This is a genomic window from Streptomyces sp. L500 (assembly GCF_054551825.1).
This window is the reverse complement of sequence record NZ_JBTOLC010000038.1, coordinates 24,238-50,135: the sequence shown is the minus strand read 5'-3', so window position 1 is coordinate 50,135 and position 25,898 is coordinate 24,238. Positions and strand designations below refer to the sequence as shown.

At 70.9% G+C, this 25,898-nt stretch carries 26 protein-coding genes; 10 read left to right on the top strand and 16 right to left on the bottom strand.

Annotation, left to right across the window (positions count from 1 at the left end):
• The first annotated feature begins 115 nt into the window (after window positions 1-115).
• The 3 genes from ACX9I7_RS26045 (at window position 116) to ACX9I7_RS26035 (ending at window position 2,795) form a co-directional block, all read left to right on the top strand.
• Window positions 116-649 (top strand): flavin reductase family protein, encoded by a 534-nt coding sequence (locus ACX9I7_RS26045; RefSeq protein WP_459388698.1) that lies wholly within the window; start codon window positions 116-118, stop codon window positions 647-649.
• Window positions 650-730: 81 nt separating this feature from the next.
• Window positions 731-1,606: an NAD(P)-dependent oxidoreductase gene (locus tag ACX9I7_RS26040; protein WP_459388697.1), complete on the top strand. Its 876-nt coding sequence runs from the start codon at window positions 731-733 to the stop codon at window positions 1,604-1,606.
• Window positions 1,607-1,619: 13 nt separating this feature from the next.
• Window positions 1,620-2,795 (top strand): acyl-CoA dehydrogenase family protein, encoded by a 1,176-nt coding sequence (locus ACX9I7_RS26035; protein WP_459388696.1) that lies wholly within the window; start codon window positions 1,620-1,622, stop codon window positions 2,793-2,795.
• Window positions 2,796-2,882: 87 nt separating this feature from the next.
• Here ACX9I7_RS26035 and ACX9I7_RS26030 read toward each other — a convergent pair whose 3' ends face one another.
• On the bottom strand, window positions 2,883-3,737 hold the full coding sequence (locus ACX9I7_RS26030; protein WP_459388695.1) for an NAD(P)H-binding protein: 855 nt from the start codon (window positions 3,735-3,737) through the stop codon (window positions 2,883-2,885).
• A gap of 153 nt (window positions 3,738-3,890) precedes the next feature.
• Window positions 3,891-4,793, bottom strand: a complete 903-nt coding sequence (locus tag ACX9I7_RS26025) for an NAD(P)-dependent oxidoreductase (protein ID WP_459388694.1) — start codon at window positions 4,791-4,793, stop codon at window positions 3,891-3,893.
• A 185-nt stretch (window positions 4,794-4,978) separates the two neighbouring features.
• On the opposite strand from ACX9I7_RS26025, the gene ACX9I7_RS26020 reads away from it, so the two are divergent.
• Window positions 4,979-6,154, top strand: a complete 1,176-nt coding sequence (locus ACX9I7_RS26020; protein WP_459388693.1) for an acyl-CoA dehydrogenase family protein — start codon at window positions 4,979-4,981, stop codon at window positions 6,152-6,154.
• 96 nt (window positions 6,155-6,250) lie between these two features.
• Here ACX9I7_RS26020 and ACX9I7_RS26015 read toward each other — a convergent pair whose 3' ends face one another.
• The 8 genes from ACX9I7_RS26015 to ACX9I7_RS25980 all read right to left on the bottom strand — a co-directional run bounded on the left by ACX9I7_RS26015 (window position 6,251) and on the right by ACX9I7_RS25980 (window position 13,918).
• Entirely contained in the window at window positions 6,251-7,135 is an 885-nt protein-coding gene (locus ACX9I7_RS26015; RefSeq protein ID WP_459388692.1) for an NAD(P)-dependent oxidoreductase, read from the bottom strand.
• Window positions 7,136-7,288: 153 nt separating this feature from the next.
• On the bottom strand, window positions 7,289-7,498 hold the full coding sequence (locus ACX9I7_RS26010; RefSeq protein WP_459388691.1) for a ferredoxin: 210 nt from the start codon (window positions 7,496-7,498) through the stop codon (window positions 7,289-7,291).
• Window positions 7,499-7,512: 14 nt separating this feature from the next.
• Window positions 7,513-8,736 carry a cytochrome P450 family protein gene (locus ACX9I7_RS26005; RefSeq protein WP_459388690.1) on the bottom strand — a complete coding sequence of 408 codons (1,224 nt, stop codon included), beginning with the start codon at window positions 8,734-8,736 and terminating at the stop codon, window positions 7,513-7,515.
• 157 nt (window positions 8,737-8,893) lie between these two features.
• Window positions 8,894-10,303, bottom strand: a complete 1,410-nt coding sequence (locus tag ACX9I7_RS26000) for a flavin monoamine oxidase family protein (RefSeq protein ID WP_459388689.1) — start codon at window positions 10,301-10,303, stop codon at window positions 8,894-8,896.
• 360 nt (window positions 10,304-10,663) lie between these two features.
• Window positions 10,664-11,548 carry a 3-hydroxybutyryl-CoA dehydrogenase gene (locus tag ACX9I7_RS25995; protein ID WP_459388688.1) on the bottom strand — a complete coding sequence of 295 codons (885 nt, stop codon included), beginning with the start codon at window positions 11,546-11,548 and terminating at the stop codon, window positions 10,664-10,666.
• A gap of 68 nt (window positions 11,549-11,616) precedes the next feature.
• Window positions 11,617-12,942, bottom strand: a complete 1,326-nt coding sequence (ccrA, locus tag ACX9I7_RS25990; RefSeq protein ID WP_459388701.1) for a crotonyl-CoA carboxylase/reductase — start codon at window positions 12,940-12,942, stop codon at window positions 11,617-11,619.
• Window positions 12,943-13,053: 111 nt separating this feature from the next.
• Window positions 13,054-13,452: a YybH family protein gene (locus ACX9I7_RS25985; protein WP_459388687.1), complete on the bottom strand. Its 399-nt coding sequence runs from the start codon at window positions 13,450-13,452 to the stop codon at window positions 13,054-13,056.
• Between the two features lie 73 nt (window positions 13,453-13,525).
• Window positions 13,526-13,918 (bottom strand): YybH family protein, encoded by a 393-nt coding sequence (locus ACX9I7_RS25980; RefSeq protein WP_459388686.1) that lies wholly within the window; start codon window positions 13,916-13,918, stop codon window positions 13,526-13,528.
• A gap of 223 nt (window positions 13,919-14,141) precedes the next feature.
• On the opposite strand from ACX9I7_RS25980, the gene ACX9I7_RS25975 reads away from it, so the two are divergent.
• Window positions 14,142-15,362, top strand: a complete 1,221-nt coding sequence (locus ACX9I7_RS25975; RefSeq protein ID WP_459388685.1) for a cytochrome P450 family protein — start codon at window positions 14,142-14,144, stop codon at window positions 15,360-15,362.
• Window positions 15,363-15,465: 103 nt separating this feature from the next.
• Here the strand turns inward: ACX9I7_RS25975 and ACX9I7_RS25970 are convergent, their stop codons facing one another.
• The gene (locus ACX9I7_RS25970; protein WP_459388684.1) at window positions 15,466-16,290 is read right to left on the bottom strand and encodes a class I SAM-dependent methyltransferase; all 825 of its coding nucleotides are present in this window, start codon (window positions 16,288-16,290) and stop codon (window positions 15,466-15,468) included.
• A 318-nt stretch (window positions 16,291-16,608) separates the two neighbouring features.
• On the opposite strand from ACX9I7_RS25970, the gene ACX9I7_RS25965 reads away from it, so the two are divergent.
• The gene (locus tag ACX9I7_RS25965; protein WP_459388683.1) at window positions 16,609-17,199 is read left to right on the top strand and encodes a carbohydrate-binding module family 14 protein; all 591 of its coding nucleotides are present in this window, start codon (window positions 16,609-16,611) and stop codon (window positions 17,197-17,199) included.
• On the opposite strand, the gene ACX9I7_RS25960 is transcribed toward ACX9I7_RS25965, so the two are convergent.
• Window positions 17,139-18,056, bottom strand: a complete 918-nt coding sequence (locus ACX9I7_RS25960) for an AraC family transcriptional regulator (protein ID WP_459388682.1) — start codon at window positions 18,054-18,056, stop codon at window positions 17,139-17,141. The two genes, ACX9I7_RS25965 and ACX9I7_RS25960, sit on opposite strands and share 61 nt — an antisense overlap.
• Window positions 18,057-18,172: 116 nt before the next feature.
• Between ACX9I7_RS25960 and ACX9I7_RS25955 the strand changes: the two genes are divergently transcribed.
• Window positions 18,173-19,072 (top strand): MBL fold metallo-hydrolase, encoded by a 900-nt coding sequence (locus ACX9I7_RS25955; protein WP_459388681.1) that lies wholly within the window; start codon window positions 18,173-18,175, stop codon window positions 19,070-19,072.
• A gap of 707 nt (window positions 19,073-19,779) precedes the next feature.
• On the opposite strand, the gene ACX9I7_RS25950 is transcribed toward ACX9I7_RS25955, so the two are convergent.
• Window positions 19,780-21,102 (bottom strand): MFS transporter, encoded by a 1,323-nt coding sequence (locus tag ACX9I7_RS25950; protein WP_459388680.1) that lies wholly within the window; start codon window positions 21,100-21,102, stop codon window positions 19,780-19,782.
• 63 nt (window positions 21,103-21,165) lie between these two features.
• Between ACX9I7_RS25950 and ACX9I7_RS25945 the strand changes: the two genes are divergently transcribed.
• On the top strand, window positions 21,166-22,170 hold the full coding sequence (locus tag ACX9I7_RS25945; protein WP_126915695.1) for a LysR family transcriptional regulator: 1,005 nt from the start codon (window positions 21,166-21,168) through the stop codon (window positions 22,168-22,170).
• A gap of 24 nt (window positions 22,171-22,194) precedes the next feature.
• On the opposite strand, the gene ACX9I7_RS25940 is transcribed toward ACX9I7_RS25945, so the two are convergent.
• Window positions 22,195-23,007 carry an alpha/beta hydrolase gene (locus tag ACX9I7_RS25940; RefSeq protein ID WP_373298151.1) on the bottom strand — a complete coding sequence of 271 codons (813 nt, stop codon included), beginning with the start codon at window positions 23,005-23,007 and terminating at the stop codon, window positions 22,195-22,197.
• A gap of 104 nt (window positions 23,008-23,111) precedes the next feature.
• Between ACX9I7_RS25940 and ACX9I7_RS25935 the strand changes: the two genes are divergently transcribed.
• Both ACX9I7_RS25935 and ACX9I7_RS25930 read left to right on the top strand, forming a co-directional pair.
• Window positions 23,112-24,272: an adenosine deaminase gene (locus tag ACX9I7_RS25935; protein ID WP_459388679.1), complete on the top strand. Its 1,161-nt coding sequence runs from the start codon at window positions 23,112-23,114 to the stop codon at window positions 24,270-24,272.
• Between the two features lie 191 nt (window positions 24,273-24,463).
• Window positions 24,464-24,931 carry a hypothetical protein gene (locus ACX9I7_RS25930; RefSeq protein WP_189452922.1) on the top strand — a complete coding sequence of 156 codons (468 nt, stop codon included), beginning with the start codon at window positions 24,464-24,466 and terminating at the stop codon, window positions 24,929-24,931.
• Between the two features lie 75 nt (window positions 24,932-25,006).
• Here the strand turns inward: ACX9I7_RS25930 and ACX9I7_RS25925 are convergent, their stop codons facing one another.
• Both ACX9I7_RS25925 and ACX9I7_RS25920 read right to left on the bottom strand, forming a co-directional pair.
• Entirely contained in the window at window positions 25,007-25,219 is a 213-nt protein-coding gene (locus ACX9I7_RS25925) for a PspC domain-containing protein (RefSeq protein WP_358634528.1), read from the bottom strand.
• Between the two features lie 109 nt (window positions 25,220-25,328).
• Complete coding sequence (locus ACX9I7_RS25920; RefSeq protein ID WP_229820329.1) at window positions 25,329-25,883, bottom strand: VanZ family protein; 555 nt, start codon at window positions 25,881-25,883, stop codon at window positions 25,329-25,331.
• Between the last annotated feature and the right edge of the window lie 15 nt (window positions 25,884-25,898).

The window sequence follows — 25,898 nt, the reverse complement described above, 5'->3', positions numbered from 1 at the left end:
CCCCACGGTGATCACCAGGTAATACGGCCCCACGGCCGGGCTGTTACCTCGTGATGGGCCGGTCGCGGCGAAACCGGTCCTATGTTGTCCACCCATGAGCCTCTGGAGGGGGCCGATGAACCCCGCAGCGATCGAAACGACCACCGGGCGCATACCGGTGGAACCCGCCTCGATGAGAGCGACGATGGGCCGGTTCGCCACCGGCGTCATCGTGCTCGGCGTCGGCGGCGAACACCCGCACGCCATGACCGCCAACGCGTTCAGCTCGGTCTCCCTCGACCCGCCCAAGGTCCTGTGCTGCGTCGCCCACAGCGCCGTCATGCACCGGTCCCTCACGGACGCCCGCCGGTTCGGCGTCTCGATCCTGGGCGCCGCCCAGGAGCCCGTCGCCCGGCACTTCGCCGACAAGAACCGGCCCCTGGGCCCCGAGCAGTTCGACGGACTCGACTGGGAACCGGGCCCGCTCACCGGAGCGCCACTGCTGCGCGGCGCCGCGGCCTGGCTCGAGTGCGAACTCTCCGAGTCCCACGACAGCGGCGACCACACGGTCTTCATCGGTGACGTCCTCCGCGCCGTCACCGCCCCCGGCACACCCGGGCTGCTGTTCTTCGACGGCCGCTTCGGCCGGACCGGGGCCACCGCCTCCTGATTACCCCACTGTTACCGCCCCATGGCGGGCGGACGGATACATTCGCACGCTTCATCCAGATCACGAGAGAGCAGGACACCCATGACGAAGAAGTCGCTCACCCTCATCGGGCTCGGCCCGATGGGCAGCGCGATGGCCGGCGCGTACATCGACCAGGGATACGAGGTGACCGTATGGAACAGGACAGCAGCCAAGGCCGAGCCCCTGGTGGCCAAGGGCGCGGTCCTGGCCCCCACCGTCGCCGACGCTCTCGCCGCGCACGACCTGGTGATCCTGAGCCTGACCGATCACGACGCCATGTACGCCATCCTCGGCCAGGCCACCGATGCCCTGGCGAACACCACCGTGGTCAACCTCAGCTCCGACACCCCGGCCAAGTCCCGCGCGGCGGCGGCCTGGGCCGCTGACCACGGTGCCGCGTACCTCACGGGCGGCGTGACGGTGCCGCCCCACCGCATCGGCTCCCCGGAGTCCGTCACCTTCTACAGCGGCCCCCGCGACGTCTTCGACGCCCACCGGGAGACCCTGGAGGTGATCAGCAGCACCGACTACCGGGGTGAGGACCAGGGCCTGGCCGCCCTCTACTACCAGCTCCAGCTCGACATGTTCTGGACGGCCATGAGCTCCTGGCTGCACGCCGTCGCCGTGGCCGATGCCAACGGCATCCCGGCGAGCGAGCTGCTGCCCTACGCCTCGGGAACGTTCGCCTCGATGCCCGACTTCCTCGGCTTCTACGCCCCCCGGCTCGACGCGGGTGACTTCACCGGCGACGTGGAACGGCTCTCCATGGGCCTGGCGAGCGTCGAGCACGTCGTGGAGACCACGCACGACTCCGGCGTCGACGCCTCCCTGCCCGCCGCCGTCCTGGAGATCTTCCGGCGTGGCATGGCCGCCGGCCACGCCGACGACAGCGCCACCAGCGTCGTGAACGTCCTCCGCAAGCACGAGAACTCGTAAGGGGGTGGGTGGGATGACCGCTTCCGAAGACGGTTTCCCGATGGTGCTCGAGGCGGTGCGCGGCATCGCCCCGACGCTTCGGGAGAACGCTCCGTACGCCGACGAACAGGGCTGGATAGCGCAGGAGAACATCGAACTCCTCGAAAAAGCCCAGGTCTTTCGTATGGCCGTCCCCGAACGGTTCGGGGGACTCGACCTTTCCGCGGCACAGCAGGCCGCGGTCCTGGAGGAAGTCGCGCGCGCCTGCGGCTCCACCGGCTGGGTCACCGCCGTATGGGTGACCACGGCCTGGATGGCCGGCCTCTACCCCGACAAGGCCCAGGCGGAAGTCTTCGCCGACGGGCAGACACGCGTCTCCGGCGGGTTCACCCCCTCCGGCACCCTCATGCCGACCGAGGGCGGCTACCTTCTCAACGGCAGCTGGCGGTTCAACACCGGTATCCGCGGCGCCGACTGGAACGTGTGCGCGGCTCTCGTGGAACACGAGGACGGAACCGTCGAGGACCTCTACCCGCTGGTGCCGGCCGAGGACCTGACCATCGGCGACGACTGGGACGTCTTCGGCGCCGCCGGCACCGGCAGCGTCACATCCACCGCCAAGGACGTCTTCGTCCCCGCTCACCGGGTGGCCGGCGCCGCAGCCTATGACGCTGCCACCAAAGATCGGTGGAACGCCGACCTCAAGGGCCGCAACTACCACCTGCTCAGCTACACGCTGGCGGGATCCACCGCCGTCTTCACCGGCCTGGCCCAAGCCGCCCTCGAAGCGTTCGTCGAACGGCTCCCCGGCAAGGGCATCGCCTACTCGAACTGGACCGAGCAGGCCGAGCACCCGCACATCCAGCTACAGGTGGCCGAGGCCGCCAACAAGATCGAGTCGAGCCGGGCGCTGCGACGCTCCTTCCTGGAGCTCATCCAGGAGCGGGCCGACGAGGGCCGGACGCTCACGACGGCGGAGAAGGCCACCGTCCGCGGCCAGATCGCCCATGTCGTGCAGACGACCAAGGAAGCGGTGCAGATCCTCTACACCCTCAGCCCGGCCTCCGCCATCGTCCGCAGCGGCACCCTCCAGCGTGTCCAGCGCGACATCCTGGCCCTCTCGGTCCACGGCCTGGTCGCCCCCGTGGCCTCCCTGGAGGTCCAGGGCCGCCTGCTGCTGGGCCTGGAACCCGCCAACGACTACCTCTGACCCTCCGGCCCACACCCGCACCCGGGTGACGACAAGGGGCGCTCCCCCGGCTCCGCGGCCGGGGGAGCGCCCCTTGTCGAGTCTCCGCTACGGCTGGGCGTCCCACACGCCCGTGGCAGCCGTCTCCTTCACATAGTCGGCGAAGTCACGCGGCGCACGGCCCAGAACACGCTCCACCGCGTCCGTGAGATAGCCGTTGGCGCCACTGCGCACATGGGCGAACAGACCCGACTCCATCCGTGTGAACTCCTCGGTGTCCATGTACGCGTACAGCTCGGGAACACCGGCCGCCAGCAGCTCGGCGGCGAACGCCTCGGGGTCCTGCGCGGTGAAACGGAAGTCACGGCCGGTGTGGCCGGCGATCTCCGCGACCGCGTCGCCGAAGGTCATCAGCCGGGGCCCGGTCAGCTCCAGGACACGGCCGATGTGACCGTCCCGGGTGAGCACGGCCGCCGCCACCTCGGCCACGTCCTGCGCGTCGACGAAGGCCTCCCGGCCGTCGCCGGTGGGAAGACGCACCTCTCCGGCCAGCAACGGGTACAGCAGCAGCGCCTCGCTGAAGTTCTGGGAGAACCAGGCGGGGCGCAGGATCGTCCACGCGGCGCCCGAGGAGCGCAGCGCCTCCTCGGCGGGGGCGGCCTCCGGCCAGCCCCGCGCCGACTGCAGGACCAGTCGCTCGACCCCGAGCGAGACCGCCAGCTCACCCAGCGAGCGCAGTCGCTCGGCGGCCTGCGGACTGAACAGGTTCTGGAGGTAGACCACGTACGCGGCCCGGGCGCCGTCGAGGGCGGGCGCCCAGGTACGGCTGTCGTGCCAGTCGAAGCGCTGTTCCGAGGAGCGCGAGGCCACCCTGACCGGGTGGCCGCCGTCCCGCAGGACCGGCTCCAGTCGGCGGCCGACCTTGCCCAGGCCGCCGAGAATGACGATGGGTTGGTGTGTCATGCGCTTCACTCCACCGGTTCCACGAGGCCCAGGCAAGGGGTGCCGGGCCTCGGGAAACCGGTGGTGACCTGTGGATTCCCCGGCTGTGGGCGGGGCAGTGCCGGGGCAGTGGACGAACGGTGGCGGCGGCCCGGCCGTCGGGGCCCGGCAGACTCAGTCCACCTCCCCGGGGCGGCGCACGCCCTCGATCGTGGCGGTGTAGCTGTCTCCGCCGTGGCCCAGGGCACGGGTGCGGTGCTCCACGCCGGCCACGCCGCGCAGCACGCCCGTGTCCAGGCCGCGCCGTTCCGCCGCGCGGATGATGTCGTCGACGCTGGAGCACCGCATGGTGAGCAGCTCGCCCCCGCCCGGGTACCGCCCCTGGTCGATCTCCCGGGCGCTGTCGGCCGCGAGCAGGTCGACGGTGTCCAGCATCACCTTCAGGTACGGGGCGAAGTCCGAGGCCTTGACGCCCTCCGCGCCGGCCAGGGCGAAGCTGTGCATCATGCCGGCCATGCTGGTCCAGAAGAAGTCGAGGAGCGACATGTCGTAGAGGGCGGCGAAGCCGGGGTCGTCGCCGACGTGGACGACGCGGCCGCCCAGGGCCGAGAACGTCCGGCGGTGCCGGTCGTGCCCGGAGCGGGACCCGCTGAGGAACACCAGCGATTCCGGGGTGCCGATGAGACTCGGCCCGATCATGATGGCGCCGTCGAGGTAGTCGACGCCGTGCCGGGCCGCCCAGGCGCCGGCCTCGCGGGAGCGCTCGGTGGTGCTGGTGGAGACGTTGAGCAGGACGCGGCCGCGCAGGTCGCCGGGGTCGACGGTGTCGAGTACGCCCTGGGCAGCGTCGTAGTCGGTCACGCTGACGACGACCAGGTCGCCCGCGCGTACGGCCTCGGCGGCCGTCGCCGCCCGGCGGGCCCCGCGTGCGACGAGTTCGTCTCCCGCGCCCGCGGAGCGGTTCCAGACGGTGGTGGGATGGCCCGCCCCCAGGAAGGCGCCGGCCAGGGTCCGGCCCATGGCGCCGAGCCCGAGCACGGTGACGGGGGATTTCCCGGAATTCGTTTCGGCAGTCATGTCAGGCAGCATCAGCATTCCTTCCGGCCTTCACAAGGGCATCCGGTCAAGTAGCGCTCAACTCGCCGTCAAATGGGCGGTGTCGGCGGTGGAATTGACCACGAGCGGAATGCGAGAGCCGACCGGTTACCGCGTCGTGGACGCGCTGGGGAAATGTTGGCGGGGCAAGCCGATGAGGAGGAAAAATGACCACGACCGGCAATGGAGCCACCGCTGTCCTGGAAGCGGTGGCCGAGGCCGTGCCGACGCTTCGGCAGAACGGTCTGAAAGCGGACGAACAGCGGTGGATAGCCGATGAGAACGCCGCCTTGCTGGACAAGGCGGGGGTGTTCAGGGCGGCCGTCCCGGAGCGGTTTGGCGGGCTGGACCTGTCCGCTGCCGACCACGTCGGCATCCTGCTGGAGATTTCCCGGGGCTGTGGCTCCACCGGATGGGTCAGCGAGGGCTGGATCACCGGAGCCTGGATGGTGCGGCTGTATCCCGAACTCGCCCAGCAGGAGGTCTTCACGGGCGGCTCGGTCCGGGTCTCGGGCGGGTTCACCCCCTCCGGGACGCTGGTGCCGGCCGACGGCGGCTACGTCCTCGACGGCAGCTGGCGGTTCAACACCGGCTGCCGGGGCGCCGACTGGAACCTGGCCGCCACCGTCCTCCAGGAGGCCGACGGCTCCCACCGGCAGGTCATGGCGCTCGTCCCGATGGCCGAGTTCGAACTCGCCGACGACTGGCACACCATGGCGGCCTCCGGCACCGGCAGCTCCACCGCCACGGCGGCCGGCGTGTTCGTGCCGGCCCATCGCGTCATCGACATGGGCGAGGCCCTCGCCGCCGCCGGCGGAGCGCCCGCGGAACCCGGCCGGGGGCGGGGGTACGGCCTGGTCAGCACCGTGATGACCGAGTCCACCGCCGTGCTCGTCGGCATGGCCCAAGGCGCCTACGAGCTGTTCATGGAACGGGTACCGGGCCGGCCCGTCTCCTACACCGCCTGGACGGATCAGGCTCAGCACCCGCTGGCCCAGGTACAGTTGGCCACCGCGGCCGGGCAGATCGCCGCGGCCCGCGCCCTGCTGATGGACCAGGTGGCGCTGGTGCAGCGCGGGGCAGACGCCGGCCGTGCGCTGACCATGCTGGAGAAGGCCACGGTGCGCGGCCACTGCGGATACGCCGTGCACCTGGCGCGTGAGGCGACCCGGACGCTGTTCACCGCGAGCGGCGCCTCGGCCATCGCGCGCACCCAGCCGATCCAGCGGTTCTTCCGAGACGTCCAGGGAATCTCGATGCACGCGGTGATGTCCCCTGACGCGAACATGGAGCTCTACGGCCGCGTACTGCTGGGCCTGGACCCCAATACGCCGTTCCTGTAATCCGGTCACGGACCGCTGACGGCGGTTATGGTTGCGGCCCCCGGGAGAACTCTCCCGGGGGCCGCAACCATAACCGCCGTCAGCGGTCCCGTACGGTCACTTCTTGGCGTCCTTGAGCAGCTCGACCACCGCGGAGAAGTCGTCGCCGGGGAAGCCGTCCGCCACTCGGCGGTCCATCAGTGACTGCACCGGGTCGAGCAGTTCGGTGCTGACGCCCTGGTCCTTGCTGGCCTGGCGGATGTTTCGGAAGCCCACCTGCTGCATACCCAGCGTGGCCGAGACGCCCACCGAGTACTCGCCGGTGTCGATCTGCCGGGCGAGGTTCGGGATGATCCCGGTGATCGCGGTCAGGTAGGGGATCAGCAGCTCGTCGGAGAACTCCCGCGCGCTCACACCCTCGGTGCCGACCACGGTGATGGCGTGCATGGCACCGCCGAGCATGCCGTACATCGCGCCGTTGACGGCCAGGTCGAGCAGGGAGGCCAGACCCGCGTCGGTGCCCGAGAAACGGGCGTCGCCCATGACGTCGAGGAGCTTCTTGTCGCGGTCGAAGGAGTCCTTGTTCGTGCCGCTGTAGAGGACGTACGCCGCGTCGGTGCCGACGATCTGCGGTACGGCCATGATGCCGCCGTCGATGTAGTCGTAACCACGCTCGGCGGCCCACTCGGCGGTCTCACGAGCCTGCTTGGGAGTGCCGTTGGTGAGGTTGTAGACAGTGCGGCCCTTGAGAGCGTCGCCCAGCGGATCCAGGACCGCGTGGACGGCGTCGTAGTCGAGCACGCAGACGATGACCACGGGGCTGGCCTGTACCGCCTCGGCGGGCGAGGCGGCGAGCACGGCGCCCTTCTCCACCAGAGCGTCGGCCTTGGACGCGGTGCGGTTCCAGACGGTCGTGGAGTGACCGGCCTTGAGGAACGCGTCGGCCAGGGCCGTTCCCATGTCGCCCAGGCCAATGACAGTAACTGCGGTGTTGCCCGCCATCTGTGTTCCCTCTCGCATGGTTGAAAAACAGGTGCCGGGGGGAGTCTTACCGCTGCGCCGGTGAATATCAAGTCGCTTGAGAATCCGGCCGGTTGGCGCCTTTTCGCCCCCGGGTCGATGTCGCCGGAAAATGACAAACTATGGTTCGCGGGGCTATTCCTCGGGATCGTCGAGTGATACCGCCGCGCCGGGGCAGCAGTCGGCGACGTCCTGGGCGAATTCGACATCGTCGGGGTCCGTCAGAGCGGTGCGCACGGCCTCGGCGGTGCCCCCGTCGGTGAGCCGGAACAGATTCGGGTGCATGGAGGCGCAGAGTCCGGAGCCGATGCATTCCCTCTGGTCGACTCGCAGAAGTGTCGGCATGGCCGTCCCCGGGTTCAGTGCCGGCTGCCGTGCAGCGTGACGGGCAGTTTCTGGATGCTGCGCACGAGCCACATCTCGTCGTAGCGGATGTCCTCGGGCGCGATGGCGAGTTCCATGTGGGGGAAGCGCCGGACGATGGCGGGGAGGGCGACGCGTGCCTCCAGGCGGGCGAGGGCGGCGCCCAGGCAGTTGTGCAGGCCGTGGCCGAAGCCGACGTGGCGCGGGCCTTCGCGGGTGATGTCCAAACGGCTCGCGTCCGGCCAGCGGCGCGGGTCGCGGTTGGCGGCCGCGATGCCGGCTATCACTGGGCTGCCGGCGGGCAGGTGGACGCCGGCGAACTCCAGGTCCTCCTTGGGGAAGCGGAAGAAGCCGACCATCACGCCGCCGTTGAAGCGGATGAACTCCTCGATGGCGCGGTCGGTGAGGTCGGGACGGTTGGCCAGCAGCTCCCGCTGGTCGGGCCGGCGCAGGAGGGACAGGACGGAGGTGCCGATGAGGTTCCGCGTGGTGTCGAGGCCGGCCATCAGCAGGACGGCCAGCATCGCGACCAGTTCGTCCTCGTCCAGCCGGTCGCCGCCGTCGCGTGCCTCGATGAGCGCGGTGGTCAGGTCGTCGCCGGGGCTCTTGCGCTTGGCGCGGATGATGTCACGTCCGTAGTCGGCGATCTCCGCGAACGCCTTGTGGTGGTCCTCGGCATGCTCCGGGTCGGTGTTGAAGGCCCGGTCCAGGGCGTGGAGGAGGTCGGTGTAGCGGTCCAGGGGGAGCCCGAGGATCCGTCCCATCAGCGCGGCGGGGATGGCGCCGGCGAATTCCATGACGTCGGGCCGGTCCTGCCGCTCCAGCTGGTCCAGGGCCTCCTCGACGGCGTCCACGGTCGGGGTGTGCCAGGTCGCGATGCGCCGAGGGGTGAAGGTGCTCATGGCCAGGCGGCGCACCCGGGTGTGGTCCGGCGGGTCGAGCATGGTGATGATCCGCTCGATTGCGGTGCCGCTGCCGACGGTCATGCCGGCGTCGGTGAAACTCCGGTCGGCCCAGACGGTGTTGGTGCTGAACCGGGTGTCGCCGAGCAGCTGGTGCACGTCCTCGAACCGCGTGGCGATCCACATCGGGATATTCCCGAAGGGAAAGGTGAACGGGTGCATCGGCGAATTCTCGCGGAGCCATTCCAAGGTGGGGTACGGATCCTGGTAGTAGTCGTACCCGAACAATTCGGCGGGTGGCTGGGGTGACGCTGCCATAAAGGAACCTCTCGTGCTCGGTGTGCGTGTCGTGTGCGGCGGAGTTCCGTGCCCGGGCAGGCTAGGCAGGGCCGTCCCAGTGCCCGGTCATGGTCCGGTAATCAGCGCCGCGGCCCCTTTCCAGGATGTTGAGGGGCCGCAGCACTGCGATGGGGCGTCAGGAACCGAGGATCCCGGAAATCTGGCCGGCCGCGGTGAATCCGCTTTCGATTGCCCCGTCCATGTAGCCGTTCCAGCCATTGGCGATGTCACCGGTGGCGAACGCGACCCGGCCGCGCGGTTTCTGCACCGCGCGGAGCGGACCGAGGAGCACCCCGGGGGCGCGTACGGCCCAGCCGCCCCCGGAGAACGGGTCCTTGCCCCAGTGCTGGCCCTTGACCTCGACCACCTGGATGCCCGGTATGAACTTCCGCATCTCCACCTCCACCTCGGCCCGGTCGGCGGTGTTGAACGAGGGGTGGTTGGAGAAGCCGATGACGATGTTGCCGTCGGCGCGCTCCTTGAACGGGAACACCGCGTGGATCTTGGATCCGGCGGGTGCGTCCGCCGAGAAGCGGACCAGGCCGGTGCCCTTGACGTGCATGAGGAACTTCTGGGCGCCGCGCTGTCCGAGCCCGGCCGTGGACAGGCCGGTGTACTCGCTGGGCAGGCCGGGGGAGAAGGCGATGCTGTTCCACAGGTTGACCGGGACGGCGACCACCACCGCCTGGGCCGTGTGGATCGCTCCCGCGCGCGTCGTGACGACGACCTTGCGGCCGTCGTCCTTGACCGAGGCCACCGGGGAGTTGAGCCGGAGCTGCGCACCGGACTCCTGGAGGATGCCCTGGACGAGTGCCGTCGAGCCCACCTCGGGACGGTAGGTGTTGACCCCGGCCATGCCTTCCCAGCTATAGCCCGACAGGGCCCACCAGTGGGCCATCTCGGTCAGCGCGATGGTGGCGGAGGAACCGGTCAGCCCCGACAGGGCGGGGTCGACGAGCAGCTCCTGCTCGGCGGTGTAGCGCATCTGGGCGAGCCGGTCGCGCATGGACAGCTTGTCGAGGTCGCGAAGGAGGTCCTCGCGGGTGAAGGGCTCGAAGGGCTTGGGGAACCAGTCGCGCGCCCCCTCGAAGAGCGGGGCCATCACCTTGCCCTGGCGGGCGAACAGGTCGGCGGGGTCGTACGCCTGCCAGGTGCCGCTCGCGGTGGGGAAGTAGCTGCGGGCCGGCGCGGCGTCGGCCGTGAGCTTCAGTGCCCGCTTCTGGATCTCCCGCCACACATAGGGCTGTTTCTCGTCGACCCACGTGCCGCCCATCTCGACCTGCTCACCGGCGAAGGTGGAGGTCCACACCCGGCCGCCGACGCGGCCACGCGCCTCCAGGACCCGTACCCGCAGGCCCTTCGCGGCGAGTTCGCGGGCGGCGGTGGCACCGGCGAAGCCTGCGCCGATGACGATGACGTCGATGAGGGCGTCCTCCTCGGCGTGGGCGGTGCCCGCCGCGGTCGCCGTCAGGGAGGTGGCCAGTGCGGCGGCGCCGGCGGCCTTGAGCAGGAACCGGCGCGACAGGCGAGTGTCTTGGGTGGTCATGGGCATCCTCAATGTGGCTGTCCGGAAGGCCCCCGGTGCGCGGGTCGCGGCGGACCGCGCACCAGGCGGCGATGGTGGGTTACGGCGTCGTCGGGACGCCGTGGGACCAGGCAGTCACATTCCGGGAACCCGTATACGCGGATACCCGCCCGCATATGCGGCTACGAAATCGTGGCGGGGAATCCGGTCGATGGGAAAAGGCGGCCCGTATGCCGGCGATGGCCGGCGTCAGGCGATCGGTGATGAGCGATACCACCGGTATGTGTTCCACCTGATGTCCGGAAGTCAGCGTAGCCGAGCGGGAATTCAGCCATGCCATCCTCCGGTAACAGCGGAGGAACAGGACTTCCGGGCCGTGCGTCAGCGGTCGTAGGTGTGGAAACCGCGTCCGGTCTTTCTCCCCAGCATTCCTCCGTCGACCATGCGGACGAGGAGCGAGGGCGGGGCGTAGAGCGGCTCCTTGAATTCCTCGTACAGGGACCGGGCGATGGCCGCGACGATGTCGAGGCCGATCAGGTCGCACAGCTGCAGCGGCCCCATGGGGTGGGAGCAGCCCAGCCGCATGCCCTCGTCGATGGTCTCGGCCGGGGCGTGGCCGGACTCGACCATGCGGATGGCGGAGAGCAGATAGGGGATCAGCAGGGCGTTGACGACGAACCCGGCCCGGTCCGCGGTACGGATCACCCGCTTCCCGAGCACGTCCGTGACGAACCGGTCGGCGCGGTCCGCGACGTGTTCCTCGGTGAGGAGGGAACCGGTGAGCTCGACGAGCGGCAGCACGGGCACGGGGCTGAAGAAGTGGAGGCCGAGGACCTGGCCGGGTCGGCTGGTGGCGCGGGCGAGGCGGATGACGGGCAGGGAGGAGGTGTTGGTCGCCAGGACGGCGTCCGGGTCCTCGACGATGCTGTCCAGGGCGGCGAACAGCTCGGTCTTGACCGTCTCGTCCTCACGGACCGCCTCGATGACCAGCTGGCGGTCGGCCAGTGCCTTGAGGTCCGGGACCACCGTGATCCTGGAGAGGACCGCGTCGCGCTCGACCCCGGTCAGCTTGCCCTTGGCCACCGCCCTGGCGAGCGAGTCCTGGATACGGCGCAGCCCGGGCTCGACGGACCGCCGGCGGGAGACGGCGACCGTGACGTCGAGGCCGGCCCGGGCGCAGACCTCGGCGATTCCGGACCCCATCAGGCCACAGCCGACGATTCCCACCCGGTGGATCGCCGGCGCGCCGGTTGCTGTCGTGGTCATGGTGCTGTCACTCCTCGGGGGGTGTCCTGGTGGGTTCTGGGTCATGACGGAAGCGCCCACGGGCGGCGTCACAGGCTCCGTACGGGGTTGAGCGTGGCCACGCCGATCCGCTCGCGCAGTGCCGTGTCGGTGACGCCCAGGCCCTCCCGGGGGGCGAGGCAGAGCACGCCGACCTTGCCGGTGTGGCTGTTGGTCTGCACCAGCCTGGCGGCCTCGCCGGCCTCCTCGAGGGGGTACACGGTGGAGAGCACCGGCGAGATCCGGCCCAGGGCGACGAGCCGGTTCAGCTCGTCCTGCTCCTGGAGGTTGGCGGCGTGGCTGCCGATGATGCGCTTGGAGTTCATCCACAGATAGCGGTTGTCGTAGGTGTGCTGATAGCCGGTGCTGGAGCCGCAGGTGACCACGGTGCCGCCCCGGCGGACGACGAACACGGAGATTCCGAAGGTGGCGCTGCCGATGTAGTCGAAGGCGACGTGGGGATCCTCGCCGGTCTCCTTGCGGATGATCCGGCCCAGACGCTTGCCCTGCTCGATGGACTCCTGGGGGGTGGAGGCGCCGCCGAGGCCGATCTCGGCGCGGTTGACGACCACGTCGCAGCCCAGCGCCTTGAGGATCTTGGCCTTCTCCTCGGAGCTGACGACACCGACCGGGATGCCTCCGGCCGCCTTGACCAGCTGGACCGCGAACGCCCCCAGCCCCCCGGTGGCGCCCCAGATGAGCACGACGTCGCCGAGCTTGATCCGGGCGCCCTTGTCGCTGATCAGCATCCGGTAGGAGGTGGCCGCGGTGAGCAGGATGCTCGCCGACTCCTCCCAGGTCAGATGGGCGGGTTTGGGCAGGAGCTGGCTGGCCTTGACGAGGGTGTAGTGGGCCAGGCCGCCGAAGTTGGTCTCGTAGCCCCAGATGCGCTGCCCGGCACCGAGCATGGCGTCCGCGTGGGTGGCGGGCTCGTGGTCGTCGACCTGGACGCAGCTGACCACGACGTGGTCACCGGCTCGCCAGCGGCGCACCGCGCTGCCGGCCCGGACCACGACACCGGCGCCGTCGGATCCGATGACTTGGTGCGGCAGGTCGTGGCGGGCGGCGAGGCCGCCCTGGCCGCCCAGCCGCCGCAGGAAACCGAACGTCGGTACGGGCTCGAAGGTCGCCGACCAGACGGTGTTGTAGTTGATCGCGCTGGCCATCACCGCGACGAGCACCTCGTCCGCGGCCGGTTCCGGCATGGGCACGCGGCCGACGTGGATGGACCGGCGTACGTCCTTGTCGTCGACGCCCTCGAACATCGCGGTGTCCTCGGCCCGCAGATGAGCGGCCGTGTACTGCTCCGGCACCGGCTCCCGCTCCAGCACCTGCGCGGGCGCGCCCGCGAGTACAGCCTCGGTCAGGGAATCCATCATGCTCCAGTCTCAGGAAAAGACTCAGGGAAAGTCTCGGGAAGGGGGGCAGGCCCCGCGCCGGGCCGTGGCGCGCGGCGCAGGGCCTGGTCGGTCGGCGGGCGGCGAGGGTCAGCCGGCGTTCTCGTCGGCCACGGGCCGGTCGATCGCCATGATCCACTTGCCGTTCTCGTCACGGACGAGGACATCGGTGCACGTGCCGTCGATCTTCTGCGGCGTGCCGTCCTCACCGGTGACCTCGAGGTGGAACTCGACGATCAGCAAGGACGTGTCACCGGTGTTGTACGTACGCAGCACCTTGGAGTTGAGCTTGGGGCCCGTGGCCAGGAACTCGGTGATCGCCCTGGTCCGGTCGGCGCCCGTGCGCGGCGTTCCGGTGAGATTGGAGATCGCGTCCGCGCGGTACAGCTGGTCGAAGATGGCGCCCTGACCGGAGTTGAACGCGGCGACGAAGACGTCGTTCTGCTGGTCCGCGTCGTCGGTGAGAGTGAGATCCAAAGTCGCGCTCATTGCCGGAAATCCCTTTCTGGGGTGTGAGAAACGATTCCTTGCGCGCCGCCGGTCGCGATGCGCCGGCGGGTGCTCACAGCTCCTTGCCGTAGGGGTTGTCGATGGCGAAGAGCCACTGGCCGTCCGTGCCACGACGCAGCACGTCGAGGCCAATGCCGGCATGGCGCTCCGCCGCTCCGCCGTCCACGCCCGGGATGTCGATGGACCAGTCCACGACCAGCAACGCGGCGTCCGAGACCACGTATTGCTCCAGGACCTCGATCGTCATCACCGGCTTGCGGGCCAGGAACGCGGCCAGCTCCTCGCGCCGCCGCGCGCCGCCGACCGCGTTCCCCTTCTCCCACACCGAGATCCCGTCCTCGGCGTAGAGCCGGTCGACGGCCGAAGGATCGTGCGAGTTGAAGGCCCGGACATAGGCCTCGGTGTGCTCCAGGACTTCCCTGACCGCGACGTCATTCGCTGCCATGGCGAACCACTTCCGTTCTGTCGGATACGTCTGCGTGAGATGCGTCCGGTCACCGTAGGCGCGCCCGTCCCATCGCCCGGTCAGCCGCGGGGCAATGGGCGACACCGCCCGGCCCTCGGGCGGCGGCGTAATGGACGCGCGGTGGAACGCCTGTGGAACGCCCACTGCTCGCCGTCCGCTTCGATGGTCGATGCAACCACCACACCCCTCGGGGAGACCCTTCATGCCGAACACACCCTCATGCCCCTACGTTCTCGATCCCAACGGCACCGACGTCCATGCCGAAGGCGCCCGTCTGCGCGCCCGGGGCCCAGTGACCCGGGTGCGGCTGCCCGGCGGGGTCCTGGCTTGGTCGGCGGTCGGGCACGCCGAGGTCAAACAGCTCCTCATGGACCCCCGGGTCTCCAAGGACGCCTACCGGCACTGGCCCGCCTGGATCGAGGGCGAAGTACCGCGGAACTGGTCACTGGCCATGTGGGTGGCCGTGCGCTCCATGTTCACGTCCTACGGCGACGACCACACCCGCCTGCGCAAACTGGCCTCCAAGGCCTTCACTCCGCGCCGCGTCGCCGCCCTCCACCCCCGGGTGGAAGAGGTCACCCACCAGCTCCTGGACCGCGTGGCACACACCGGCCAAGGCCAATTGGTGGACCTCCGCGAGGAGTTCGCGGTCATGCTGCCCATCTACGTCCTGTGCGACCTGCTCGGCGTCCCCGACGAGCTGCGCGAGAACCCCCGCCACGCCATCGACACCTTCTTCCGCACCTCGGCCTCCGACGAGGAGGCCGAACAGAGCGAACGCGATTTCTACGCCATGATGGCCGAGCTCATCGCCGCCAAACGGGCCCACCCCGCCGACGACCTCACCAGCGGCCTCATCGCCGTCCGAGACGAGAACGGCGCCGGACTGACCGAGACCGAACTCGTCGACACCGTCCTGTCCATCATCAGCGCCGGCTACGAGACCACCGTCAACCTCCTGTGCAACGCGGCGCACCAGCTGCTGCTCCACCCCGACCAGCTCGCCCTCATCCGCTCCGGGGAGGCCACCTGGGAGGACGCCATCGAGGAGACCCTGCGCGCCGAATCCCCGGCCGGTAACCTGCCGCTGCGCTACGCCGTGGAAGACATCGATATCGCGGGCGTCACCATCCGCAAGGGCGACGCGATCATCACTGGCTTCGGCCCCTCGGGCCGCGACCCGCTCGTCCACGGGCCGGACGCCGACGCCTTCGACATCACCCGCCCCACCCGCAAGGATCACCTGGCCTTCGGCCACGGCGTCCACTTCTGCCTCGGCGCCTCCCTGGCCCGCCTGGAAGCCGCGGTCGCCCTCCCCGCCCTCTTCGACCGTTTCCCCCGCCTCACCCTGGCCGAGTCCCCCCGCCCATTGGAGTCCTTCGTTGTCAATGGCCTGCAGAGCTTGCCGGTTTACCTCGGCTGACACCAGCGGCAGGCCCGTCGTGCAGGCGCGTACGAACGGCTGACGCCAGGGGCCGACGGAGGAGCCCCGGTAACGGGGGCTCCTCTCCCGCCCTCCGGGCTGCTCACGCCGGGGTGGCGCGGGCCAGGAAGAGGCCCGTGCGCGTTGCCAGTCCGAGCGCGCCGCCGTGGGCGTCGACCGTCCGTGAGACATCGGAAAGCACCGCCCGACGGGTCTCCTCCGTCAGGATCAGGTACGAGGAGAGCGACGACAGTAGGTCGACGATCCCGGCCGTGGTGCGGGTGTGCTGTGAGTGATACAGGCGGTGCTCCACGTCGGTGAAGTCCTCCTGGGCCTGCAGTTCCTCCCACACCCAGGAGTTCGGAGCCATGACCGACTCGCGGGGCTGGGCGTCCATGATCGAGTGTGGCGGCAGCCCTTGCAGGTGGCGGTGGTGCACGGCCCTCAGCTCGTGCCGAAGGGCCTCGTCGGCCACCAGCCAGTCGTTCCAGAACAGGGCGATGGCCCCGCCCGGGACCAGTAACTCCCGTGCCCGCCTCCAGCGCACCTCCGGGTCGACCCAGTGCCACGCCTGGCCGGCGAGAAGCAGCGCGAACCTCCGGTCTGAGGCCTGCCATCTCTCGAAATCGACGTTCTCGACGGTGACATGAGGCATGCCGGCGCAGTGCCGTGCCAGCACGGCCGCCATCCGGGGGTCGGGTTCGAGGCAGGTCAGCGTGACGCCGCGCGCGGCGAACGCGAGCGTCGCCTTGCCCGTGCCCGCGCCGACCTCCAGCGCGTCCACGCCCTGCGGCCGGCGCCCGGTGAACTCCAGCACGTCGGTGACGAGTTCGTCTGGATAGCCGGGGCGCGCGGCGTCGTACTGCTCGGCGGCCTCACCGAAGGCGACGCGCCGTTCGGGGGCGCGGTCGATGGGATTCTCGGTCATGGCCCCATGGTGCCGCCGCCGGTCCGCCTCGCGCCGTATGTCGTCGCGGAGCGGCGAACTCCGCAGTGGTGGCAGCGGAATTCACCACCGCAGTGTGCCCGGCCCGGGGGATTTCCGCAGGCGGAGCGGCGGGGTGATGCGGGCGTCGCGACGGCCGTGGGCCGCCGATCCGGCAGCGCTGATCCTCACGTGAGGGCGCCCAGCGGGGCGGATCCGCGCTGGCAGAAGCCGGTCTGGCCGAAAGGGCTGTCGCTGGCGATCACGGCTGATCACTAACGTCTCGTGTGTTGTCGTGATCAATCACCGTTGGGGGACATCATGCCGCTTCGTCGCATCGCCACCGCTCTCGGCGCCGCCGCCGTGCTCGTCGTCGGAGGGGCGGCCGTGTCGGCTCACGCCACCGGCGTCCCAGGGGTCGGGGCCAGGGCCACCGCGCCGTGCCCGGTCGTCGTCGGGGTCGAGGGCGCGCGCCTGCCCGACGGCGGTGACCCGAGTCGCTACTCCTTCTGCCACAAGGGCATTCGATACGACTACACCTGCCCGCAAGGCTCCGTGTGGGACGCCACGGACAAGCAGTGCGCGGCGCCGGACAAGGCGCACGTGACGGCTACCAGCCTCAAGGCGGGGACGGCGAAGCTGACCCGTACCCCGCTGGGGGTGAAGGGCCTGAACGCCAAGGTCACCTACGACGGCGGCCGGCACCTGCCCGGCGCCACCGTCACCTTCGCCACCCTCGACGGCACGACCCTCTGCACCGCGCGTACCAGCCTCCTCGGTACCGCTTCCTGTGACGCCGACGGAATCTCCATGACGGCGGCGGACCAACTGCTGCGCGGTTACACCGCCACCTACGACGGCATCAGCACTCTCGCCGGCTCCATGGGCAGAGGCACCGTAGTCGCTCGATAGCTGCCGTCGTCCCCGGCGGCCAGCAGCCGGTACCGTCCCGGCGAGGTCCCGTACTCTCGCTTGAACGCGTTGGCGAAGGCGAACTGTGACCCGTAGCCGACGCGTTCGGCGACGGTCGCCAGGGTCGCGTCCGAGTTCCGGAGGAGCCCGGCGGCCAGGGTCAGGCGCCACCACGTCGCGTATGTCAGCGGTGGCCTTCCGGCCAGCGTGGTGAAACGGCGGGAAAACGCTGCCCGGGAGAGGCCCGCCGTGGCCGCGAGCGAGGCGACCGTCCATGGACGGGCCGGTTCCGTGTGGAGGGCGCGGAGGGCGGCGCCCGCCGTGGGGTCGGCCAGGGCGCGGCACCAGCCGGTGGTGGCCACGGTGGAACGGGCCTCGTAGACCGCGCGCATCAGGTGGATGAGCAGCAGCTCCAGCAGGGAGGGCAGGGCGGCGTCCGTGCCCTGACCCGGAGACTCCAGCTCATCGCCGAGCAGGCGGATGACCGTGTGCAGCGACGGGTGCGGGGTGGCGCGTGCGGGCAGGGGGAGGAAGGCGGGGAAGTCCGCGAGGAGGGGATGGGCCCGGGCCTGGTCCATGCGGTAGCCGCCGGTGAGCAGCACGGTGGACGGGCGGTCGGCGGAAGCCGTCAGGGTGTGCGGCGTGCCGTGCGGCAGGAAGACGGCGTCGCCCTTGACGAGCGTCACCGCTTCCCCCGGAGCCCGGGGTATCAGCCGGCAGGAGCCGTCCAGCACCACATGGAAGCCGGCTCCGCCGAAGGGCGGGATGTCCGTCTCCCAGTGGCCTTGCTGTCGTGTCAGCGTCGAGTACGGCCGCCCGGTGCGCAGGGCGGCGAGGGTGTCGCTGAGAACGTCCATGCCGTGAGTATGCGCGAGCGGGTGCGAGCGGGTGCGAGCGGGTGCGAGACGATCGCGTATACACCGTGGACGGTGACGTATTGGGCGTCTTCCGGACGCTCCCTAGCGTCTTACCCATGCGAACGATGACCTTGGGCGCGGTGGAGATCACCCGCATCGTGGAATGGCACGCCCCGGCAGCGGCGCCCATCACCGAGATCTTTCCCGACAGCACGCCACGGATGTGGCGGGAGAACGAGTCGTGGCTGGCCCCCGACTTCTGGGACCCCGGCACCGACAGGCTAGGCGTCGCCGTACAGACGTGGCTGCTGCGCAACGAGGGGCGGACGATCCTCGTCGACACCGGGCTCGGCAATGACAAGGAGCGGCCGGACCGGCCGGTCTGGTCACGGTTGCGAGGAGACTTCCTGGAGCGGCTGGCCGCCGTCGGGGTGCGGCCGGAGGACGTGGACGTCGTGGTCAACACCCACCTGCACGCCGATCACGTCGGTTGGAACACCCGGCTGGTGGCGGGGGAGTGGGTGCCCACCTTCCCCAACGCCACCTACCTCGTCCCCAGGGCGGACTTCGAGCACTGGGCGCGGCCGGAAGCGGCCGCCGGGCCTGCGGGCGCCGCGTTCGCGGACAGTGTGCTGCCGGTCCGGCGCGCCGGGCAGGCCGTCCTGCGGGACGGGAGTGACGGCGAGTACCGCATCGACGGCAGCCTCGCCCTCGCGCCCGCTCCCGGGCACACCCCCGGCTCGTCGGTCCTCCGGCTGGCGTCCGGAACGGATCGGGCGGTGTTCGTGGGCGACCTCGTGCACAGCCCGTTGCAGTTCGCCGAACCCGACTGCGACACGTGCCTGAGCGAGGACCAGGTGGAGGCGACGCGTTCCCGGCGGAGGATCCTGGAAGAGGCCGCTGATACCCGGTCGTTGATCTTCCCGGCGCATCTGCCGGGGCACGGGGCGGCTGAGGTGCGGCGGGACGGTGACAAGTTCGCCTTGTCGCGCTGGGCGCCGTTCGCGTCGATCTGATCGGGGAAGTGCGCACCTCCGCCGCGCGCCCCTTGTGCGCCTCAAGCGCCCTGCCTTATGGGCCATTTGGGGACTCAGCGGAGCGATAGTGTCGCTGTGCGTGCCAATGGCACGCCCTCCTCCAAGGAAGGACCGGGCCCCACGTCCTCGGGGCCCGGCCCGAATCCAACAGGCGCGGTCGACCGGGATATTCGGCCGCCTTTGTGGAGGAGGGCGGGCAATGGCTCGTCACCGTAAGCCGACTCTGATCGAGCGGATCTACTTCGTAGTCCGTGAGTTCGGGAGGTGGCTGATCGGCCGGTGACCGACGATCCCCCGAGACCCTGGGGACCGTCGGTCAGATGACTGGCTGAACGGTGTGGGCCCTCGTCTGGATACCTGGTCCGGGCGGGGGCCTCTTTGTGCGGTGACCGACGATCCCCCGACCAACTGGGGACCCTCGGTCGACTGAACGCCCATGCGGTGTTCTGGTCCCCGTCTGGAGTCTCGGTCCGGGCGGGGGCCTCTTTGGTGCCCGCACGGCACCGGGCGCCCCCGAGAGGATGCCGCCCCCACCGTACCGAATCCGCCACCCGACTTCAGCCCCCCACACCCAACGGGTGAACCACGACGCGTCCCCATGACGAAGGGGCCGCACCCGCCGCCTGTCAAGAGCGGGTGCGGCCCCTCCGGGCTCTGCGAGCGGAATCCGCGGAAGCGGAGACCGCCTAGCGGCGCGCCGCCGCGATCAGGAGGCGGCGCTGGACCGCCGCGCGGTGCGTCGCGTACAGCGTGATCGACGCGGCGGCCACCATGGCCAGCAGGCCCAGGACGACCGTGCCCTCCCAGCCCGCCGCGCGGAAGGCGATCGCGCCGAGGGCACCGCCGACCGAGCTGCCCGCGTAGTACGCGAACTGGTAGAGGGCCGAGGCCTGGGCGCGGCCCGTCGTCGCGGCGCGGCTGACGGAGGACGAGGCCACCGCGTGGCCCGCGAAGAAGCCGGCCGTGATCAGGACCAGGCCGACCAGGATCGCGGTCAGCGAGGACGTGACGGTGAGCAGCAGGCCCACCGCCGTCGTGCCCACCGCGAGGTACAGCGCGCCGCGCCGGCCGAGGCGGGCGACGAGCGTGCCCGCGGCGGCGGAGGAGGCCGTGCCGACCAGGTAGATCAGGAAGATGGAGCCGACGACGCCCTGCGGCAGGGAGAAGGGCGCCTCCGCCAGCCGGTAGCCGATGACGGTGTAGACCGCGCCGAAGACGGTCATGAAGAGCGCGCCGATCGCGTACAGCCGGCACAGCAGCGGGTCGGTGAGGTGGGTGCGCAGCGTGTGGGCCAGGGAGCTCGCCGAGACCGTGGACGGGGTGAAGTGCCGCGCCTTGGGGATCATGAGCCGGAAGGTCAGCGCGCACACGACCGCCAGCGCGCCCACCGCGCACAGGCCCGCGCGCCAGCCCCATGCCTGGGCCACCCAGCCGGCCAGGATCCGGCCGGTCATCCCGCCGATGGCGTTGCCCGCCACGAACAGCCCGATCGCGCCGACCAGCGCCTTGGGGCGGACCTCCTCCGCCAGGTACGCCATCGCGGAGGCCGGCACTCCGGCCAGCGCCGCGCCCTGCACCGCGCGCAGCGCGATCAGCGAGCCCAGGTCGGGGGCGAACGGCACCAGGAGGCCGAGCAGCGCGGCGACACAGAGGGCGGCCGTCATCGTGGCCCGGCGGCCGAAGCGCTCGGAGAGGGCGCTGAGCGGGACGACCGCGAGGGCGAGGCCGCCGGTCGCGGCGGAGACGGTCCAGCTGGCCTGATCGGCCGTCACACCGAGGCCGCCCGAGATCGCGGGGAGCAGGGCCTGGGTGGAGTAGAGGAGCGCGAAGGTGGCGACGCCGGCGGCGAAGAGCGCGAAGCTCATCCGGCGGTAGCCGGACCCGCCGGGGACCAGCCGGGTGTCGTCGGAGTCGACGTTCGAGGAGGACGGGAGAGGCGACGGGGACGACGCGGTAGAGGCATCCGAGCGCGCGATGACGACGGATGCCCCGGTATCAGCGGGAGGCATGAATCAAACGTATGCGCGGTGCATCTGATGCGTCCAATGCACAGAATGGCGATAATCGATCCCATGCAGCATGACCGCAGGTCAAAGGCCCCTCTGTCACCGATCGGCAACAGGAGTGTTACCGAAGACTTTGATGGAACGCCTACGGCGGAGCTGGCCGCCGGCTCCTGGGCGGCGACCCTGACGCCGCGTCTGGCGCAGTTCACGGCCGTCGCCCGGCACGAGCACGTGACGCGGGCCGCGCACCAGCTCGGCATGCCGCAGTCCACGCTCAGCCGGTCGATGGCCCGGCTGGAGGAGGACCTGGGCGTCGCGCTGTTCGCCCGCCACGGGCGGCAGGTCTCGCTGACCGCCGCCGGGCGGGATTTCCTGACGACGGTCGAGCGCGCGCTGTCGGAGGTCGAGCGGGCCGCCGAGTCCGTGCGGATGGACGCCGACCCGGAGTCGGGCAAGGTCGCGTTCGGGTTCCTCCACACGATGGGCTCCGAGACCGTACCCGAGCTCATCAGGGCCTTCCGCACCGACCATCCGCGCGTCCGGTTCCAGCTGGTGCAGAACTACGGCGAGGCGATGATCGAGCGGCTGCGCGACGGCGAGCTCGACCTGTGCCTGACCTCGCCGGTGCCCGACGAGCCGGACCTGGTGGCGCGCCGGCTGGACGAGCAGAAGCTGCGGCTGATCGTGCCGGACGACCATCCGCTGGCGGCGCGCAAGCGGATCCGGCTGGCGGAGGCCGCGAACGAACTCTTCGTCACCCTCGAACCCGGCTACGGGCTGCGGAAGATCACCGACCGGCTGTGCGCGGACGCGGGCTTCACCCCGAAGATCGCCTTCGAGGGGGAGGACCCCGAGACGCTGCGCGGCCTGGTCGCCGCCGGGCTGGGGGTCGGGCTGCTGCCGCCGCCCGCCGTGCCCCGGCCCGGGGTGGTCGAGCTGGCGGTGACGGCGCCGCGCGCGGTGCGCGAGATCGGCGTGGCGTGGCTGGACGGGCACCCGGACACGCCGCCCGTCGCGGCGTTCAAGCGGTTTCTGCTGTCGCGGAGAGGTCAGCTGCTGCTGCACCGCTGAAGCGGGCCTCAGCGCCTCGGCGCCTCAGTGCCGCAGCGACTCCCCGAAGCCCGATGCCAGCGGCATCCGCAACCCCAGCGGCGGCGGGGCCGCGAAGGCGTCCGCCACCGGGCGGGCGTACGGGTGGCCCAGCAGCGAGCCGCGGACGAAATCGGCGGCCAGCGCGAGGACTTCGGGGCGGTGCTGGTGCAGCGCGTGGCCGTCGGAGTGGACCTCGAAGCGGCAGACGTCGCGGTTGAGCTTCTTGGCGCGCTCGGCGAGGCGGTAGGACAGGTCCGGGTCCGTGCGCTCGTCGTTGGTGCCGTGGACGATCAGCACCCGGCGGCCCGCCAGCTGGCGCACCGGGTCGGGGGCGAGGACGGCGTCGGGCTCGGGCAGCCAGGGGGCCAGCGCCAGCACCGACGCCACCGCCGGGTGCCCGGCGGCGAGCAGCGCGGCCCGGGCGCCCATGCCTTGACCCGCGAGGCACACCGGTACGTCGCCGTAGCGCCGCACCGCCTCGTCCGCCGCCCAGCGCACGTCCCCCACCGGATCGGCGGCCGAACCGTTCCAGCCGCGGTGGCGGTAGCGCAGGACGTGGACGGCCAGGCCCTCCTCGCCGGCCGCCCGGGTCAGCCGGCGGGCCAGGGGGCGCTGGGCGGCCAGCGCGCGGTACGAGGGGCGGCGCACGCCGGCGGCCGGGCCGCCGGGCAGCAGCAGGGCCACCGCCTGCACGGTCGGGCCGGGCGGCAGGCCCGTCGCGCCGAGGGGTTTGCCGAGGCGCGGGGCCTGGAGGACGGGGCTCGCCGGGCCGTCCGGATCGCTGGGGTCTCGCTGCGGCAACGCTTGCTGGACCATGGCAGACAACGATGGCAGAAGGACCGGTGGTGTCCACCCCGCCGATGGGTCACCGTTCCGTATCGTTCGCCGACATCTACGCGCGTAGGGGCTAGAGTGCGGAAATGACGAGCGAGACGTTCTCCCACACGATCCCGGGACAGCCGTCCCTGCCCTCTCCCGAGCAGATCCGCCGGGCGCCCAAGGTGCTGCTCCACGACCACCTCGACGGTGGTCTGCGCCCCGCCACGGTCGTCGACCTCGCGGCCGCGATCGGCTACGACAAGCTCCCCGAGACGGACCCCGAGAAGCTGGGCGTCTGGTTCCGCGAGGCGGCGGACTCCGGCTCGCTCGAGCGCTACCTGGAGACCTTCGCGCACACCTGCGCCGTGATGCAGACCCGCGAGGCGCTGTTCCGCGTGGCGGCCGAGTGCGCCGAGGACCTGGCCGCGGACGGCGTCGTCTACGCCGAGGTGCGCTACGCCCCCGAGCAGCACCTGGAGGCGGGGCTCTCCCTGGAGCAGGTCGTCGAGGCGGTCAATGAGGGCTTCCGGGAGGGCGAGCGCCGGGCGCGCGCCAACGGCCACCGGATCCGGGTCGGCGCGATGCTGACCGCCATGCGGCACGCCGCGCGGGCGCTGGAGATCGCCGAACTCACGAACAACTACCGTGACTCGGGCGTCGTCGGCTTCGACATCGCGGGCGCCGAGGCGGGCTTCCCTCCCACCCGCCACTTGGACGCCTTCGAGTTCCTCAAGCGCGAGAACAACCACTTCACGATCCACGCGGGCGAGGCGTTCGGCCTGCCGTCGATCTGGCAGGCCCTCCAGTGGTGCGGCGCGGACCGGCTCGGCCACGGTGTGCGGATCATCGACGACATCGAGATCGCGGAGGACGGCACGGTCAAGCTCGGCCGGCTCGCGTCCTATGTGCGGGACAAGCGCATTCCGCTGGAGATGTGCCCCACCTCCAACCTCCAGACCGCCGCGGCCACTTCGTATGAAGAGCACCCGATCGGACTTCTGCGGAAACTGCATTTCCGGGCGACCGTGAATACGGATAATCGTCTGATGAGCGGTACCAGCATGAGCCGGGAATTCGAGCACCTGGTCAAGGCCTTCGGCTACACGCTGGACGACATGCAGTGGTTCACCGTCAACGCCATGAAGTCGGCCTTCATCCCATTCGATGAACGTCTGGCCATGATCAATGACGTGATCAAGCCGGGTTACGCGGAGCTGAAGTCCGAGTGGCTGTTCCGCCAGACGACGACGGGAACCGCCTGACCAGCAATTCCCCGCCGGGCCCGGTAATGCCCGGACGGCGGCCGATACCGTGAATGCGGCCGGGGTCCGACAGGGCCCCGGCCGTGTCATTGATTGCGGGTGCGGCGGACTCGTGGCTAGTTTGCAATGCCGCTCCCCATTTCTTACGGCATCCCCGTCACGATCCCCGTCACGAGTCGAGGACAGAACAGATGAAGCAGGCTTCTCTCAAGGCCCTTGGCGCCGCCGTCGTCGGTGCCGCCCTCGCCGTCGGCGCGGCGGGCCCCGCCGCCGCCGGCACGCTGGAGTCGGTCACCACCACGGCCACCGGCGCGGCCAAGGGGCTTCCGCTGGAGCAGCTCGCCCCGGCGGCCCCGATGGGCGGCCCGGCGCTCGTCGCCTCGGACCGGCTGATCCGCTCCGGCGTGCTGGAGCAGTCGGCGAAGGCCGCCGACACCGCGCTGGCCCCGCACCTGCCCACCGAGAAACTGACCGGGCACGCGGAGAAGCTCGCCGGGCACCCGCGGGGGGCGACGGCCGAGGCCACCACCCCCACCGGAAAGCACGCCGCCCCCGCCGACAACAAGGGCAACGCCGGTCTCCTCGGCGGCCTGCCCACCAAGGCCATCGCCCCCAACGGCCTCTCCCTGCCGGGCCTGGGCACCCCCAACATCAAGTGACGCGTACGGCGTCGGACGAGGCGAACGGGCCGCGCACCCCGACAGGGGAGCGCGGCCCGTTCGCCGTACGACAGCTCACCAGGACTTGGCGGACGCGCGGGCGCTGCCCTCGGACGGCATCAGGATCCACAGCGCGAGGTAGAGGACGAACTGCGGGCCGGGCAGCAGGCACGACAGCAGGAACAGCACCCGCACCGTCGTCCGGGACATCCCGAAGCGCTCGGCCAGACCCGCGCAGACTCCGGCGATCATCCTGTGGTTACGGGGGCGGACCAGCGGAGCGGACATGGCGGCGACTCCTTCACATCGAGGTGCCATGGAGCGGGAGGAGAGGGGCCGTCCCCTCGCCTTCACGATGACTCCACGCTACGGCCGCCGGACCGGGCAAAGCGTCACTCTACGGGGCGATCCCGACCCTGGGGATCGTCGGGGTCAGGGCGCACTCCGCCTCCTCCCGGCGGGGGGCCCGGGTAGGTCCCGCCTCGGCCCTGCGGCGTAGCCGGGCCCGTACCGCCGGGACGACCGCGAGGTGCGCGGCCGTCACCCCGGTGATGTTGAGCAGCAGCGCGTCCACGTCCAGCACCTGGCCCGCGACCCCGCTGCCCACCACCTGGAGGGCCAGCGAGAGCATCGCGCTGGTGAAGACCGTCCGGGCCAGCGAACCCAGCGTCGACGCCCCGATCCGGCCCCCCGCCCACGGCAGCAGCACTCCCAGCGGCGCGAACGGCAGCACCCCGGCCCCTATCGAACGCGCGGCCTCCCAGGGGCTCAGCGCCAGATCGGCCCGGATCGTGGCCAGCGGCTCCATATGCGCGGCGCTCACCCAGGGTGCGGTCAACGGCCGCAGGGCGAGCCAGCCGACCACGAGGACATGGGCGGCCAGGAGGACACAGCCCGCCACGCGGTAGCGGTGTCGGAGGGCGGGCGTACCGCCGTAGCCATGACGCTGCACGCCCCCCATGACGCC

Excerpts from the sequence above, each read along its gene's own strand:
- ACX9I7_RS26035 (WP_459388696.1), top strand. The coding sequence starts at position 1,620 with ATGACCGCTTCCGAAGACGGTTTCCCGATGGTGCTCGAGGCGGTGCGC.
- ACX9I7_RS26005 (WP_459388690.1), bottom strand. The coding sequence starts at position 8,736 with ATGGCAGCGTCACCCCAGCCACCCGCCGAATTGTTCGGGTACGACTAC.
- ACX9I7_RS25965 (WP_459388683.1), top strand. The coding sequence starts at position 16,609 with ATGCCGCTTCGTCGCATCGCCACCGCTCTCGGCGCCGCCGCCGTGCTC.
- ACX9I7_RS25975 (WP_459388685.1), top strand. The coding sequence starts at position 14,142 with ATGCCGAACACACCCTCATGCCCCTACGTTCTCGATCCCAACGGCACC.
- ACX9I7_RS26040 (WP_459388697.1), top strand. The coding sequence starts at position 731 with ATGACGAAGAAGTCGCTCACCCTCATCGGGCTCGGCCCGATGGGCAGC.
- ACX9I7_RS25925 (WP_358634528.1), bottom strand. The coding sequence starts at position 25,219 with ATGTCCGCTCCGCTGGTCCGCCCCCGTAACCACAGGATGATCGCCGGA.
- ACX9I7_RS25980 (WP_459388686.1), bottom strand. The coding sequence starts at position 13,918 with ATGGCAGCGAATGACGTCGCGGTCAGGGAAGTCCTGGAGCACACCGAG.
- ACX9I7_RS25935 (WP_459388679.1), top strand. The coding sequence starts at position 23,112 with ATGACGAGCGAGACGTTCTCCCACACGATCCCGGGACAGCCGTCCCTG.
- ACX9I7_RS26020 (WP_459388693.1), top strand. The coding sequence starts at position 4,979 with ATGACCACGACCGGCAATGGAGCCACCGCTGTCCTGGAAGCGGTGGCC.
- ACX9I7_RS25985 (WP_459388687.1), bottom strand. The coding sequence starts at position 13,452 with ATGAGCGCGACTTTGGATCTCACTCTCACCGACGACGCGGACCAGCAG.
- ACX9I7_RS25930 (WP_189452922.1), top strand. The coding sequence starts at position 24,464 with ATGAAGCAGGCTTCTCTCAAGGCCCTTGGCGCCGCCGTCGTCGGTGCC.
- ACX9I7_RS25970 (WP_459388684.1), bottom strand. The coding sequence starts at position 16,290 with ATGACCGAGAATCCCATCGACCGCGCCCCCGAACGGCGCGTCGCCTTC.
- ACX9I7_RS26000 (WP_459388689.1), bottom strand. The coding sequence starts at position 10,303 with ATGACCACCCAAGACACTCGCCTGTCGCGCCGGTTCCTGCTCAAGGCC.
- ACX9I7_RS25945 (WP_126915695.1), top strand. The coding sequence starts at position 21,166 with ATGCAGCATGACCGCAGGTCAAAGGCCCCTCTGTCACCGATCGGCAAC.
- ccrA (WP_459388701.1), bottom strand. The coding sequence starts at position 12,942 with ATGGATTCCCTGACCGAGGCTGTACTCGCGGGCGCGCCCGCGCAGGTG.
- ACX9I7_RS25995 (WP_459388688.1), bottom strand. The coding sequence starts at position 11,548 with ATGACCACGACAGCAACCGGCGCGCCGGCGATCCACCGGGTGGGAATC.
- ACX9I7_RS26030 (WP_459388695.1), bottom strand. The coding sequence starts at position 3,737 with ATGACACACCAACCCATCGTCATTCTCGGCGGCCTGGGCAAGGTCGGC.
- ACX9I7_RS26010 (WP_459388691.1), bottom strand. The coding sequence starts at position 7,498 with ATGCCGACACTTCTGCGAGTCGACCAGAGGGAATGCATCGGCTCCGGA.
- ACX9I7_RS26045 (WP_459388698.1), top strand. The coding sequence starts at position 116 with ATGAACCCCGCAGCGATCGAAACGACCACCGGGCGCATACCGGTGGAA.
- ACX9I7_RS26025 (WP_459388694.1), bottom strand. The coding sequence starts at position 4,793 with ATGACTGCCGAAACGAATTCCGGGAAATCCCCCGTCACCGTGCTCGGG.
- ACX9I7_RS26015 (WP_459388692.1), bottom strand. The coding sequence starts at position 7,135 with ATGGCGGGCAACACCGCAGTTACTGTCATTGGCCTGGGCGACATGGGA.
- ACX9I7_RS25960 (WP_459388682.1), bottom strand. The coding sequence starts at position 18,056 with ATGGACGTTCTCAGCGACACCCTCGCCGCCCTGCGCACCGGGCGGCCG.
- ACX9I7_RS25940 (WP_373298151.1), bottom strand. The coding sequence starts at position 23,007 with ATGGTCCAGCAAGCGTTGCCGCAGCGAGACCCCAGCGATCCGGACGGC.
- ACX9I7_RS25955 (WP_459388681.1), top strand. The coding sequence starts at position 18,173 with ATGCGAACGATGACCTTGGGCGCGGTGGAGATCACCCGCATCGTGGAA.
- ACX9I7_RS25950 (WP_459388680.1), bottom strand. The coding sequence starts at position 21,102 with ATGCCTCCCGCTGATACCGGGGCATCCGTCGTCATCGCGCGCTCGGAT.